This window comes from Arthrobacter sp. UYCu511, from assembly GCF_040547105.1.
Lineage (GTDB): Bacteria > Actinomycetota > Actinomycetes > Actinomycetales > Micrococcaceae > Specibacter > Specibacter psychrochitiniphilus.
The window spans coordinates 116,922-130,625 of record NZ_JBEPPB010000011.1 but is presented as its reverse complement, the minus strand read 5'-3'; the positions used below and the strand labels follow the sequence as shown (position 1 = coordinate 130,625).

Annotated in this window: 11 protein-coding genes; 4 read left to right on the top strand and 7 right to left on the bottom strand. The window is 56.7% G+C overall.

The window, feature by feature from the left end; genetic code table 11:
• Position 1: 1 nt before the first annotated feature.
• The gene (locus ABIB48_RS14615) at positions 2–2,896 is read right to left on the bottom strand and encodes a helicase-related protein (protein ID WP_354213452.1); all 2,895 of its coding nucleotides are present in this window, start codon (positions 2,894–2,896) and stop codon (positions 2–4) included.
• 363 nt (positions 2,897–3,259) lie between these two features.
• Between ABIB48_RS14615 and ABIB48_RS14610 the strand changes: the two genes are divergently transcribed.
• A complete protein-coding gene (locus tag ABIB48_RS14610; RefSeq protein WP_354213451.1) occupies positions 3,260–4,978 on the top strand; it encodes a DUF262 domain-containing protein in 1,719 nt (572 codons plus the stop codon).
• Positions 4,979–5,083: 105 nt separating this feature from the next.
• Here the strand turns inward: ABIB48_RS14610 and ABIB48_RS14605 are convergent, their stop codons facing one another.
• From ABIB48_RS14605 to ABIB48_RS14590, 4 genes are all read right to left on the bottom strand, one after another.
• A complete protein-coding gene (locus tag ABIB48_RS14605; protein ID WP_354213450.1) occupies positions 5,084–6,157 on the bottom strand; it encodes a DUF4192 domain-containing protein in 1,074 nt (357 codons plus the stop codon).
• A gap of 76 nt (positions 6,158–6,233) precedes the next feature.
• Complete coding sequence (locus ABIB48_RS14600) at positions 6,234–7,178, bottom strand: hypothetical protein (protein ID WP_354213449.1); 945 nt, start codon at positions 7,176–7,178, stop codon at positions 6,234–6,236.
• Positions 7,179–7,210: 32 nt separating this feature from the next.
• Positions 7,211–7,690, bottom strand: a complete 480-nt coding sequence (locus ABIB48_RS14595; RefSeq protein WP_354213448.1) for an ImmA/IrrE family metallo-endopeptidase — start codon at positions 7,688–7,690, stop codon at positions 7,211–7,213.
• Positions 7,677–8,570: an oxygenase MpaB family protein gene (locus ABIB48_RS14590; protein WP_354213446.1), complete on the bottom strand. Its 894-nt coding sequence runs from the start codon at positions 8,568–8,570 to the stop codon at positions 7,677–7,679. The genes ABIB48_RS14595 and ABIB48_RS14590 overlap by 14 nt, the downstream gene beginning before the upstream one ends.
• A gap of 284 nt (positions 8,571–8,854) precedes the next feature.
• Between ABIB48_RS14590 and ABIB48_RS14585 the strand changes: the two genes are divergently transcribed.
• Both ABIB48_RS14585 and ABIB48_RS14580 read left to right on the top strand, forming a co-directional pair.
• On the top strand, positions 8,855–9,850 hold the full coding sequence (locus tag ABIB48_RS14585) for a restriction endonuclease (RefSeq protein ID WP_354213445.1): 996 nt from the start codon (positions 8,855–8,857) through the stop codon (positions 9,848–9,850).
• Positions 9,851–9,979: 129 nt separating this feature from the next.
• Positions 9,980–10,606: an 8-oxoguanine DNA glycosylase OGG fold protein gene (locus ABIB48_RS14580; RefSeq protein ID WP_354213444.1), complete on the top strand. Its 627-nt coding sequence runs from the start codon at positions 9,980–9,982 to the stop codon at positions 10,604–10,606.
• Between the two features lie 331 nt (positions 10,607–10,937).
• On the opposite strand, the gene ABIB48_RS14575 is transcribed toward ABIB48_RS14580, so the two are convergent.
• Both ABIB48_RS14575 and ABIB48_RS14570 read right to left on the bottom strand, forming a co-directional pair.
• Complete coding sequence (locus tag ABIB48_RS14575) at positions 10,938–12,302, bottom strand: hypothetical protein (RefSeq protein WP_354213443.1); 1,365 nt, start codon at positions 12,300–12,302, stop codon at positions 10,938–10,940.
• An 867-nt stretch (positions 12,303–13,169) separates the two neighbouring features.
• Positions 13,170–13,430, bottom strand: a complete 261-nt coding sequence (locus ABIB48_RS14570) for an ATP-binding domain-containing protein (RefSeq protein WP_354213463.1) — start codon at positions 13,428–13,430, stop codon at positions 13,170–13,172.
• Between ABIB48_RS14570 and ABIB48_RS14565 the strand changes: the two genes are divergently transcribed.
• Positions 13,404–13,559, top strand: coding sequence for a hypothetical protein (locus ABIB48_RS14565; RefSeq protein WP_354213466.1), 156 nt, complete (start codon positions 13,404–13,406; stop codon positions 13,557–13,559). The genes ABIB48_RS14570 and ABIB48_RS14565 overlap by 27 nt on opposite strands.
• Positions 13,560–13,704: the final 145 nt, after the last annotated feature.

Here is a 13,704-nt window from a genome sequence, read left to right as displayed (position 1 = left end):
GTTAGTTGGTTCCTTCAACAGGGGTGTTGGTGGGCACGATGACGAGCAGGGGGCGGACAAGGCGCTGTGACGGGGCGAGGGATGCCGCGATGCGTTGCTCATCTTGGATGCGTGCACGCTGCTTGGTCAAGGCTTTCTTGAGTCCGGGGAGGGTTGCTTGGAGGGAGTCCTCCTGCCACTGGTCGGCGCGGCTCATCCAGCCATCGAGGCGTTGCTGAGCTGAGGCTTGGCTCGCGTCAAAGATGGAATGCAGTGTGGATTCCGTGGAGTTTACGGCGGCAGGGATGAGTTCTTGGAGCTGCCCGATGCCAGCAACGGGTCCCGGGTTGATGGCCTTGTCTGTGATGTCGACTTCCCGCAGGTAGTCCCGGATGCTTTCGAGTGGTGTGGTGAGGGCGAAATTGGGGTTGGTGGCGTCGGGGAAGTCCACGGTGAAGAACGCCTTGGAGACTACCTGGCCGCGCTGGTTCATCAGCGTTCCCATGAGCAGGACAACAGGGTTGCTGACGTTGCCACGGACGGCCAGGACCTCGCTGCGGGAGAGGGATGCGAGTGCGCGGTCGCTGGCCCAGTCGAGGACCGGGTGGAGGGGGCCAAGGAAATGGGCCTCAGGCCATGTTGTGGCTTTTTCGCCCTTGCCCGGCTGGCTGGAGCGAGCTATTTCGAGTTCGCGCTTGCCGGCTGCCAGCGATGTGGCGAGTTTGAGCTTCTTGGTGACGGCACGGTCCGCAATGTAGGCCTGCGGCAGATATGCGAGGCGCTGCTGGAGGTCGCGTGGCGGTTCCAGCTCGGCGATGGCGTGCTGCTTGTGGATGGTCCAGCCGATGCCGTTGTTCTTGGTGGGGGCTTCCGGCGTGGTGAAGGCTTCGCGGAGGGCCTCATCCAGATAATCCAGATCCGTGGCATACAGGCCGACTTCTGATTCCACCGGTGCCGATTCCGGAACGGGCTCCGTGCTGCCCAGGCTCTCAAAGAAGGCGTCAAAGTCATCCTGTTCGGTGACTTCGTCGGGGGAGCGCAGGACGTCGTCAATGTCCTTCTTTTTTAGGAGAACTTCCCGAATCGCTTCTTCCTCTTTTGCCACGCTGTGGGCGCCCATGAGCGAAGCGACGTCTTGAAGGACGGTGTGGGCTTCATTCTCGCGTTCCAGCAGACGGGTGAGGACCTTAAGATCGCCACGGAACTTGCTGTTGTCCGGTTCCAGCAACAGCGTGGCTATCTGCGGAGGGAACTTTTGGCCATAGCGGTCAATACGGCCGTTGCGCTGCTCAACGCGGATCAGGCTCCACGGAATGTCAAAGTGGATCAGGTGGTGGCACTGGGCGTGCAAATTAACGCCTTCAGAAGCGACGTCGCCAGTGACTAGGACACGGATGGGTGAGGATTCCCGCTTGAAGCTGTCAATGATGTCCAGCTGTTCAATATCACTTAGACCACCGTGGAGGATGGCGACGTTTTCCGGCTTCAGGCCGAGGTCCTTGGGGAGTTTACTTTGCAGCCAGTTAAGTGTGGGAACGCGCTCCGCGAAGATGACAGCTCGCATCGCGGAGTTCTTGGCTACGCCAATGTCCTTGAGGTAACTAACCAGCTCCCGGTACTTTGCGGAGTCGCCGTTCAGTGCTTCTTCGGCGTATTTCAGTAGGCGACGGAGAGCCTCAGCTTCACGTGCCTCCCCAGCTAGGGCGCCACCGTCGACCTTCTCAATCCGTGCCTGCACTGTCTCAATCAGAGCGGCAGGGCTGGACAGGAATGCCTTTGCCAACGTCCATGGGAACAAGCCGCCGTTCTGACCGGAATACGGGCTGCTGCCGTTGCGTGGGTAGAGCCAGACTTCTGAGAGTTCCTCGGCAACGGCGTTTTCCTCCGGGGAGGCCGCGACGAGGCGGTTGTCGGGTTCCAAGCGTTCGGCCCAGTCAGAGCCAACCTCGGCGGCAACTTCGGGGCTGTGCCTGTGCCGGCGGATGATCAAGTGCTCAATGTCCTTCTGCTCAAACGTGCCGTCAGGGCGTACAGCCGTGGGATCCAGGAGGCGGATGAGTTCGGCGAAGGAGTCATTCTTGCCGTTGTGCGGGGTGGCTGAAGCCAGGATGAGGGCTTCTGTGTTCGGGGCCAGAACGCGGGCCAGTTCATTATTCTGCGTGCCTGAGTTGGTCAGGTTGTGAGATTCGTCGATGACGACGGCGTCCCAGCGAAGCTTCTCCAGGTGGGCGCGGTAGCGGGCGCTCTTGAGGGTGTCGATAGAGATGATGGCGCGCTTGAAATACGTGAAGGGGTTACGCGTGCCGGGAAGGACCTGGCGGACCTTCTGGATGCCAGCAGAGTCGAGACGGACGAACGGCAGGGCAAAGCGGCACCAGAGTTCGTGCTGCATCTGTTCGAGGACGTGGCGCGGTGTGACGATCAGGATGCGCTCGCCACGGCCGCGCTTGACCAGTTCGCTCAGGATCATGCCGATTTCCAGAGTCTTGCCCAGGCCAACGGCGTCTGCGATGAGAATGCGCGGGCGGACATTGCGGCTGTCCAGCGCTTTGGCCACGGCGACGCGTTGGTAGTTCAGCGTGTCAGCCAGCATGCGCGTGGAGACGCCGAGCTTGGGATCGTTCAGCGGAGTGGGGGTTTTCCTGAGCGTCGACTCCAGCCAGAGGCGCGACTTGCGGTAATTGGGGGTGTCATCGGCGACGACTGTTGAGTTGCGGGGATCGACTACCTCGATCTTGTCTAGGACGGAATAGAAGGCCGCAGTTGTGTCTCTGACGAGTTCACTGAGGCCCTGGACTCTTACCAATGTGCCGTCTTCGGACTTCTCGGCGCTGGTGACCAGCCATTCTTCATCCCGAATGTGCACCACCGATCCAGGCGCGACGTTGAGCTCTAGTTCGGGTGCATGTGTGGACAAGCCGTACTCCTGGAATTCTTTGGGTCCCCCGCCCTGGTGTGTAGGGCTCTGGCCATTATCTCAGGAGATTCGGGATTGGTCCGCTGGTACTACTGCGCGCCTCGACTACTTCCATCAAAGTAAGGGATTTGAATGGATCCGCTCGTCGGAAACGCCCGGATCGAAGTGGTATCGCCAACGATTCACGTGAATTCAACTCTGCTGATCTGCAAGCTCGCCTGGAACTTCCTCTCAGCGGACAGTAGTATGTAGGGTTTGCAACCTCGATTTATGAGTAATCAAGCCCGGTTGATGGTTGTAGTGTCATCGGATACCAATAGACTCGGGCTAGTCCTGCCCATATTAGAGATCGTGGAGTGAATAATGGTGACTACCGAGGCCCTGCCGAGTAGCAAAATCCAGGCGAATGAACACGCACTTTCTGATGTTTTCAATGCCAAGTTCAATTTCAGTATTCCCGACTACCAACGCCCTTACTCTTGGGGTCAAGAGCAAGCCGCCGAGCTCCTCAGTGACATTCAGGATGCAGCTGAACGGAGTCCAGAGGAACCCTACTTTCTGGGTTCGATCGTGCTCGTAAAGACCGCTGGCTCAGCGGACGCAGACGTCATCGATGGCCAGCAACGACTGACTACTCTGACTATCCTTTTTGCCATGATTCGTGAGCTCACCATCGATCCGGAACTTCGCGGCAATCTGCAATCCCTCATAGTCGAACTTGGAAACAAGGCTCTCGGGTTGGCCCCGAAGCCGAGACTCACTATCCGAAGCAGGGACAGCGAAGTCTTTAACAAGTACATTCAGTCCCAGGGTTCTGCGCCCGAGATACAGTCGCTTGATCTGGAAGGACTAGCTACCGATTCGCAGAAGGCGGTTATTGGGAACGCAAGGTATTTTTTGACCGAACTGACCAAGATGACTGAGGACGAACGGCTCGACTTGATTCGGCACCTCCTCAGGAAGACATTTCTCGTAGTTGTTGCGACCGCCGATCTTTCTAGCGCCCACAGAATCTTTAGCGTGATGAATGCTCGGGGGATGGATCTCACTCCGGCAGACATGTTCAAGGCTGAAATCATCGGCAAGATTGATGACAGCAGCAAGGAGAAGTACGCCAAGAAGTGGGAAGATGCCGAGGAACAACTCGGCCGGCAGGGGTTCGCCGACGTTTTCCTCTACGTTCGCATGGTCATTGCCAAGATTCGAGGCCACCGAGAATTGCTTCTCGAATTCAAGGAACAGGTTCTGTCGCCGCACCTTAAAGATCATTCTGCGGACCATTTTGTGGACCATGTTCTGTTGCCCTATGCCTCAGCCTATTCGCAGGTGCGTGACGCCAATTTCTCAGCGACTCACGGTGCCGATGAGATCAATGCTTGGCTGACCAGGCTTGCTCAGCTCGACAACAATGACTGGGTACCACCGGCAATCTGGGCGCTCAAAGAACATGGAGACGATCCGACTTGGCTTGGACAGTTCTTTGCCAGGCTGGAACGCTTGGCTGCGAGCATGCTGATTAGGCGTGTATACACGACCCCTAGAGCTCAGCGGTACGTCGAGCTTTTGAAGCAATTGGGCAACGGGGACGGTCTTGAGTCCGCAGCGTTCGAACTAGACGAAGCTGAACGAAGTGAAACAAGGCTTGCCTTGGATGGTCCCCTCTATCAAAACAAGCGTGTGGTTAAATATGTCCTGCTGCGTCTAGACGAGACGCTGACTCAGTCCAGCGGAGTAACCTACGCGCACAAATATATCTCTGTTGAACACGTTCTACCGCAGAACCCGAAGGAAGATTCGCAATGGCGCCAAGACTTCACAGATGACGAACGAACAATCTGGACCCACCGAGTGGGCAATCTTTTGCTCTTGAATAGGGTTAAGAACTCCGAAGCCTCGAACAGGGACTTCACACACAAGAAGCAAGGCTATTTCACAGGGAAAAACGGGGTGACCAACTATGCCCTCACCACCCAAGTTGTTCAGCAAGAAGCATGGACAACCGAGGTACTGGAAAATTCTCAGACCGACAGAATGAAAATGCTGGTCAAACTATGGGAGCTGGGTAGCGTCCACAGCTCTTGATCGGGAACGAGTTGGGCATTTTGCCCAATTGGGACTCTGGCCCAAGGAACATGAGATTCTCGATGCTTCGTGTCGCGGGAGCCCAGCTCAAATGGGGAGGGTTTTCTACGCCATCCCCATTCCCTCGATCCGCGGCCCGCGACTCATAGGTGGTTGGTACGCCGAGTTCTTGTCCATGGCCCAAGGTGCGAGAATGCCGGCGGCGACCATTTGGTCGCTGAGTTGGGCAAGCCGATAGTGGGGGTCGGCTTCGAGTGCATGCTTGAAACACTGGTGGGCGCGAGATCCTTTGCCCTCCCACCACTGGATGATGCCAAGGCTGGTGAGAACGGGCGCTGCATCGGGTCCGTTGGCGCGAGTGTAGAGGTGGAGCAGGAGTTCCTGGGCGCGGTCGACGCGCTGCCAATGTGGGGGACGCTTGGTTTGGCCGAGCAGCAAGTCGCCCAAGCTGTCTTCTAGTCCAGGAATGTCAGCCAACAGCCGATCCCGCACGGAGATGAACTTGAAGTCGGCCAGCAGCTCGGCCGACTGTGCATCAGTTGGTAGGTCGGCACCTTCGAGAAAGCCGCCCCACAAGGTTCTTGCCTTGGCAGTGGCGACGGGTGGGGTCATGGACTCGATCCGGATGCAGTGTTTGAATACCTCTTCGCTCAGGTCCCGCCGGGCGAGTATGGGAATGCGAAATCCGGGTCCGGGCTCAATGCTGGAACCGCGAAATACCAGTTCAGCGTTGAGTTGGCTTGTCTTGATTTCATCAAGCGGAGTGCGGGCCAGAGGGTCGGGAATCAACTGGAAGTAGCTGGTGTACGACGTCTCCCCGATGAGCCAGCCGTCACGCACGTTGATGTTGTGCTGAGATAGTTCCTCGGTCAGGGACTCCATCACGTCCTCGTAGGGCCGGTCGTCCATGGGCTCCCACGGCGCAGGTGTGAAGATGCCGAAGACGACGCCGGTTGCCTCACGATCCGTAGCGATGAACTTAACGACGTCCTGCACATACCTGTTGGTGTCCGCTTCCGCTTTGGGAAGGCCTACCCGAAGGGTCGCACCTATGCGGTGATCGTCGAGAGTAATGCAGACCAGGCTTTCCTTGGGCCAATAGCCCAGAGTATGTCCCATCAGACTAATGAAATCGTCTGGGGTCGTGATGCTGAGCCGTTCCACAATTCCTCCGACCATGCACGGATCATGAGCTGAAGCTCCTGTCACCAGTTCATGGGCCGAAGGAGGTAAAACGACGTCGGGCCAGCCGGGTTCAGCGGCCGATCAGTGCATCCTCAATGTGGCTGACCAACGCCAATGATCTAGGTCTGAGGGGGCGTTCTGGCCGTTTGAATTCACAGTCCCTCACTTCGATCACTCTGCGGTGCAACCGTCTCACAGGCTTGATCGCCAGGAAGTCAAGCAATGAAATCTCGTTGGGGTTGAGGACGACATCGTGGGTCCCGGTGGTTACCTGCCGCCAGGTGGTGTGAATCTCAATCAAGAGCCACCGGGCTTGCAAATCTCGCTGAAGATGCTTGATGGGACCGCCCAATCGTGGGAGGACGACGCCAAAGCCGACCAGCACGACGGCGGACGTCTCCGTCACGCCATTGAGCGTGTTCAAGAAGGATATGGGGCTGTTGCTGCCGTCGTGCGCGGCCATGACCATCCCAGAAAGCAACCGATCCACGAGCATGAGGCAAAATGCTGCGATCCCCAGGCCGATCAGGCGGAATCCCAGGCGAAAAGCCACTGCGTGCAGGGAAGCGGTGCGACGACGCAAGATAAGCATGATGTCGAGGCACACCCAAAGGATGAACAAGGAACCGCTCCAGAGAAATAACTGCATACCGGGCTGGTCACCGTAGGTGATCGGCAAGTTCTGATCGGCGCGGTCCACCTGGCTCGTGAGAAAACCGACAGTGACTGCTATCCCGGCCACCGTCATTGCCGAGTTTCCCAGCGCAAGTTGGTGTCGCCGTCGTACGTTATCGGTAAAAGCAGCCAGCACAATAGCCGCGCGGAACTGCCAAAACCCGGTTAACAGAAACAGCAGCAGGACGAGGCCGACGGTGTTGTGCCCGCCCAGCACAGGGTCCACCGCGTAGTAAACCGGGGCTATGTGAAGTGTGCAGGCCGCTGCCGCAAAGACTGTGGCCCGGAACAGTTGGGCGCGGCGGGGGTCGACGACGGCCGTGAGCCGGACAATGGCCATGGCCCACAGCGTCAGCGCTGGCACAAGGAGCATCAGCCGAAGGCTTCCTGGAGTCCGCCGGGTTCGTCAGGGCTCTGGCGGCCGTTGCTACTGATGCGGTCGGCGAGGAGATCGGCCAGAATTTCGGCCGTTTTCTCTGCATCGTCGAGGAAGCTCTTCCGGCCCAGGAGTTTCCGAGGCTGGGTGGGGAAGGATCTGCTGAATTCGCCGATATTGATGCCCGCCGCAGTGCGCTCGTGTGCCAGAAGCAGGTGGCTGAATTCGTGGAGGATGCTGTGCTGTCGGTGCCATAACGACAGTTGCGGCGCGTAGTAGATTACCTTCAAGTTGTCGTAGTAGTCGGCAGTCAGAGCGGACAGATCGTGCTGCTCGATGTCCAATACCGAGATGACGATGGTGATGCCTCGCAACGCCTCGACGGCCTTCTGGATCGATTCCAGAGAGGCTTCGCCATCGAGAATTAGGGCCTTGTTGGCGCGGACGGCAGCACGGCGGGCGTCATGATGGCTCATGATTCGGCTCGCTGGCTGGGGTCATGATGTTTTCCGGGCCGATGTCATCGAGGCGGTAGCCGTTGGGGTAGAGGCTGGATCCTTCCTCGCCTGGGACGAAATGCGGCTTGGTGCTGAGGGGGCGCCGGCGCTGGATTGCGTTGCGGGCTGATAACACCGCCTTGAGGGTCGCTTTGCTCAACTGCGTGGCGCGGGATAGGCCAAGAGCATCGGTGAGGCGGTCGTCGTCGAACATTGCCGTGAGCATTTTCTTGGCAAGTGGCCGGGCGGGCGCGGGCAGTCTAGATTTGAGGATTTGAACGGTGCTGGCCATCAGCTGGGCGCCACCGGGGGAGTGGGCGATGTTTTTGCGCTCGTAGTCGTCGAAGAACTTTTCCGCGTCGGCGAACGTCGAAGGGATAGTTCCTATGTTCATGCGCGCGCCGAGTTCTTGGTAGAAACGAGTCGCTGCTTGTTCCTCCGCCGGTGTTGGGGCCCTCCAAGCGTGTGTGCCGGCCCAGCGGAGGGGGACGACGAGGAGAGTGAGTAGGACGTAGAGGAAATCGTCGTTGCTGCCTGGGACGTGGCGGTGGACGTGGTTGAGGAGACGGATCATGTGGCGGCCGCGGTCGCTGTCCAGTCCGTTGCAGATAAGTTCGTAGGTCACGATGGCGGTGTCGTATGAACGCTTGATGGGGCGTTGGGTGATTTCGCCGTTGCGTTGCAATGTTGCGGCGATGCGGGGGATGGCGAAATTGCGGTAATAGGCGAGGAAGAAGCCCAGCTCGATGTCGGCGGCGAGGTCGTAGAGGACCATTTGGCGGTAGGTGGCTTCCCAATCTTCGGGGACCGCTTCTGTTTGCTGGCGGGCGGACTCGGCGAGGCTGCTGTGCATTTGCATTCTAGACCTCCCGTCAACAGCGTGGACCTGTCCACTGTCGTCAACAGTTCCGAACAGGTGCTTCAGCCCATTCTAGATCCGCTACTGGTGAGCAACCAGATTTGCATCTTGATTTTCCCGATTGAGTGCAGGCCCTCAATCGCAGCTGCGGTAGGGGCCGACTGCCCCTACCGCAGGCGTGAGTAGAAGATCGACTTGCTGGGTTTCAGTCCTAAGATGGGAGGAATCTTGCCATTGACAGAAGGTAGTGAGCTGTGCGCGTTTGGGGTATCCACAATGACACCTTGACCAGTGAACTGGTTGAAAATGGGTTTATCAGCATCGGATGGGACATGCTGGGTGACCTAGCTCTTATTCCTGGCGGGCGTGAGGGGCTGAAACGAGCCCTCGAGCGAAGTGTCTCGGAAGACGACCATAAAGCAATTCCCGGCTGGGCTGGAATCCTCCTGCGCTTTCGTGATGAGATCCAACAAGGTGACCTCGTGGTTGCTCCTTACAAACCAAATGGCACGATCAATATCGGAGTGGTTTCGGGGGACTACGAATACATAGCGACTGAACCCATTCATCGGAACCGCCGTCGGGTGGACTGGAAACAAATTGGCTTGTCGCGGACAGTGTTTACTCAACCCGCGTTGTACGAGATCGGGTCGGCGCTTACCTTGTTCAATGTTCGTAACCATGACCAAGAATTCCGGGCGGCCTTATCCGCACAGGCCAAATCTATCGAGGAACTAACGCAGATCGTCGAGAAAGTGGCCGCAGACAATCCCAGCGACGAGAACCCAAGTGAGGAGCCTCGAGCGTCGCGCATCGAACGACAGACACGCGATTTTGTGCTCGATGCACTCCAAGAAAAGATCTCACATCGCCAATTCGAGGAGTTTACTGCTGACCTGCTCCGAGCGCTTGGCTATGAAGCAAGAGTCACCCAGTACTCTCAGGATGGGGGAGTAGATGTCATCGCCCATCGCGATCCCCTGGGGATCGAGCCGCCTTTGATCAAAGTTCAATGCAAACACAAGACCGGTACGATCGGTGCGCCGGAAGTTCAACAGCTCATTGGGACGCAGGGGCCAGGAGAGCTGGCTCTTTTTGTCACATTAGGTCCTTATAGCCGAGACGCACTTGCGCTTGAACGTCAGCGGCCGGGCATCAGACTTCTAAACGGTGAAGATGTTGTCTCACTTGTGCTCGCGAATTACTCCCAACTCCCTGAGCGGTGGCGCACGCTATTCCCCCTGACCACTCTTTGGGTCGTGTCTGACGATGCCGCCTAATTACTTTCGCGCGTCACCGTCACGGAGCCCACAAATGTCTACCGCTTTCAGGAGCTATCAATGGCTAGGAACAGAAAAACAGCCGAACAAGTTGTCGAGCTAATCCGGTCTAGCGGAGGACTTCCCAGCATGGAAGAGGTCTCCTCTCAAGGGTTTTGGTTTTATCCACGCCATTGGCTCTCCAAATGGGACAAAGTACTCATGCCACAGATCCCGAAAATTCTCGGCAATGAAGGACGAGACAATAGGGGACGGAAGTGGCTCACCCGCCAAGACCTCTTCAATATGGGGCAAAGCATCGATACAGTTGATGACGCGATCGAGTTCTATGTGGCCGTATGTTCTTGGGGCGTTGGAAATAAGGCCAGAGATGTCTACCGCAGGATTCCTCCATTGATGCACCCTGAAGTGGGCGAGCGACTTTTGCTCGGAATCAAAATCCTACAGGGGATGGACGGCTCCGCCATTGCGGGCTACAAGGCTTTTAGCAGTCCGGATATCGCCTATCTGAAGGGCCTCGGTCCAGCCTTCTTCAGCAAACTTCTCTACTTTGCCGACGGAGTGTACTCTTCGGGTCGTGACAAGCAAGCACTCATCCTCGACCAAAAGGTTGCTAAATCCATCGGATGGCCCGCCAAAACATGGTGGCGCGCGGACGAGTACCAGGACTACCTGGAGTTGGTAGACCAAGCATGCAAGCTGCTTGATCCATGTCCAAGAGCTGACGGCATTGAATATGCGCTTTTTCGCGGATAGGTGAGGTGCCAAAGTGATTCATCGCGATCGGAAATGAGCGGAATATTGATGCGCAGCAACTAAACAGCCAGCTTGTGAAGGTCAGCCCGGGGCATGGATTCGACCAATTAGATAAATGCAAGACCTCTCACTTAAGACTGAGCAGCCTGAACGACAATTGGCGCTGCCCATAGTGCGGGCAATTGATACTTCTCCTTGTAGGTAAGAGAGGCCCCTGCAATGTGACTACGTGCGAGTACGCCAAACGCGATTATCCTGACGAGAGGTCCTTGCATGATTCCCGCCGCGACTTTTGAAAATACAAACCACTGGGCACGGAGTCTGGCGAAATTCAGAGACCAACGTAATCCGATTGCCCCCATGCCCTAGCCTTTTGCTTCAGAGACCTCTCCAGAAAGTCTGTCTCAAATTTATTGTGTCCATCTTCATCCATGAGCGCTACATAGCGGCGAAAGCTGCCAGCGAGATTGGGGTAACCCGCTTCGAGCCGCTCAGCCACCTCACGTGCTAGAAGATATGCGGCAGAATCGAGCACATGTAGTCGAGCAGTGTGCGAGGGCGATGGTTCACCGTCGGGTTGAACATCGACAAGTATCTCACGTGCTGTATTTCGTTTGGTAGTGATTTTAAGATGCGAAAATTCTCCTAACGCTCGGCCAATAGCATTTAGTCGACCGAGACCAGCTGCTTCGATCCACCTGTTAGGAGAGCTCTTGCGGGATTCGTGTTTTGCTGCCGGTCCGGGCTTGAGGCGGTGAGTTCTCGCTCGGGCGGTCTGTTCGATTACACCGCGTAGGCATCCTAGAGTTATGTCAGTGTCGTCGAGCCAAAGCTGCCATGAGGAGTGCAGGGCCATGGCAGCTGTCCTGAGTGCTGCGCTTTCATACTCGTTTCCTTCATCTGCTACAAGGAATGCCGCTTCGCTGATTGCCCCGTAGCGAAACAAGCGCGCATAGAGAAATCCATGTCCGTCCTCAGGATCGATGATGCCAGCTTCGTTGATGAGCCCTCTGCGCGCCTGCTCGATTGATCGTGCCCGGCGCTCCAATAATGCGCCAACGAGGTGGTAAGGGATCACCATGCGACACACAACGTTTTGTGCTTGGCGGCCGTTGATCGAGCGGCGGTAGGCAGCACCGTACTCAATGATTCGGTCCGCATTGCTACTAAAGGCTGTTGCAGGGTCAAGCGGTTCAGTCGTGTGCCCGAGCTCCATTAGGTCTTCTTGGTTTCTATGGAGAGTTGGCAGAACGATGTGCTGTTGCATAGGCAATATGCTGATGCAACCCTCCTGGCGTCGGCTGTGAGCTTCGAATTCAATGCCGGCCAACAACTGTGTAGCCGTTGCTCTGGCAATGGCTAGCACCCGTTCTTCCAATTGCTTTGTGGAATTGCTCGCGGAACCGAAATTATGGGCAGCATCGAAATCCTTGGCGACCGAATCAAATGGTCGCCTTCCGTGGAGTGACTCGGAGATCCACGCCCAATCTGCGCCCATGTCTCTAACGACGAGAGGCCCCAGGTGCGACCAAACGCGTGTAATGAACTTTTCGTCCAACTCGTCGTCGCATTTTTGGAGGTCATTTGATGCGGCCAAATTCAAGGTCCATCTTTCGAGGAACATTCGGACGGTGATAAGGGCGCCATACGTCATCCCGGAGCGGATGAGCCTGTGGATCTCAACGTATTGATCCAAGCTCCATCGAAGGTGGGTGCCCCATTTGCCGTCCCGCGGCATGACCTGGTCTTTGGGCCAAGCAGCTCCGCAAAGTGAAAGGAGAGCATCGGCTTTCGGGACCAAAGATAGTGTTTGCCAAGCACTAGGCGATAGCCGCTCTAGACAGTCTCGATTCTGCTTTCGTCGCTGGAACATTAGCACGCCAAGGTGTTCTGCGAGGAGGCCAGGGTAAGAACGGGACATTCTTTCTAAGTTGGACAGTGATTGAGGCACGATCGATGCCTTCAAAAACTGCCGTTCACCTTTGGGAGGCTTGGGCTTACGTACCTTCTTTTGCTTACGTTTGGCGCTGACAGGCAATCGGATCCATCGCTTTCCTTTGAATTCGTCTCCGTGAAGGGACTGGAGACGAACGATATTCTACGCGGTGATGCGTTTGGCACTTCGATTCAACAACAGAGGCTCTTTACGGCATTGCTACTTTTTGATGCCCCGAATGCGGCGGGGCTGGTCGGCGCCGACCGGTGCTGGGACCGGTGTGGCGCGGGGTGTCGTTCAGGCGCACGCCGGGGTGCTTGCCGGGGTGTTTGCTGCCCGGGTCGGTGTTGGTCTGGTGAGCTGGCAAGTTGCCGGTCTTGACGCGGGGGCGGGGGCAGAGTTGTGGTCGTGAATTCGGGCCGTATCTGAAAGTTTTGGATCATGTCGGCGACTTTTTGCGACCACTGGGAATCCTTGTCGACGAGTTTCGATGGGATATTCCGTTATTGGGCATGCGTTGTAGAGCTCGAATACGGATATCGAGTGGGTCTCGTCCCGCAAGTGGACCGAGGGTGATTGACGCGAAATCGTCAATAGATGTCCTACGTCCATTTGGCCAAGTCGTGCTCATGCCGTTCTGGCGATAATTAATCGTTTGCTTGCCCGGCTCAGAGCAACGTATAAGTGATTGTTCGAAGTGATCGTGTGTGGGTCGAGCAGGATCACATTTTCGAATTCGAGGCCCTTGAGGCGGAGCGTAGTTCCTACGACTACGCCGTACGGTTCCCAAGAGGAACGCTGATTCTGCCGCTCGATTATCCAAGACGCGCAGTCCTCGAGAGATAATTCTTGGTTCGAACGATGATGCTTCAGGACGCTGACAAACAACTTTTGAAGCTGCGGCCGATAGGTCTGGCCGCCTTCATTGTTGATAAGTTGGCGGAAAAATCCGAGCAAAACCTCGTTGGTTCCGTCAGCTATGTATTGCGCAGCGGCCTCTACGACGGGGTGTTTTGACCTGCTGGTCTCCCCTTTCGATGCTAGGTTTCTTCGGAGGGTTTGGACGACTGACGTTGCTACGCCGGTTCTCGTCTTGGCTGCGAAATCGATAACTTCCACAAGTGCCCTCGAGCGGTCGGACGTCGCGTCGATTTTCCTGGAA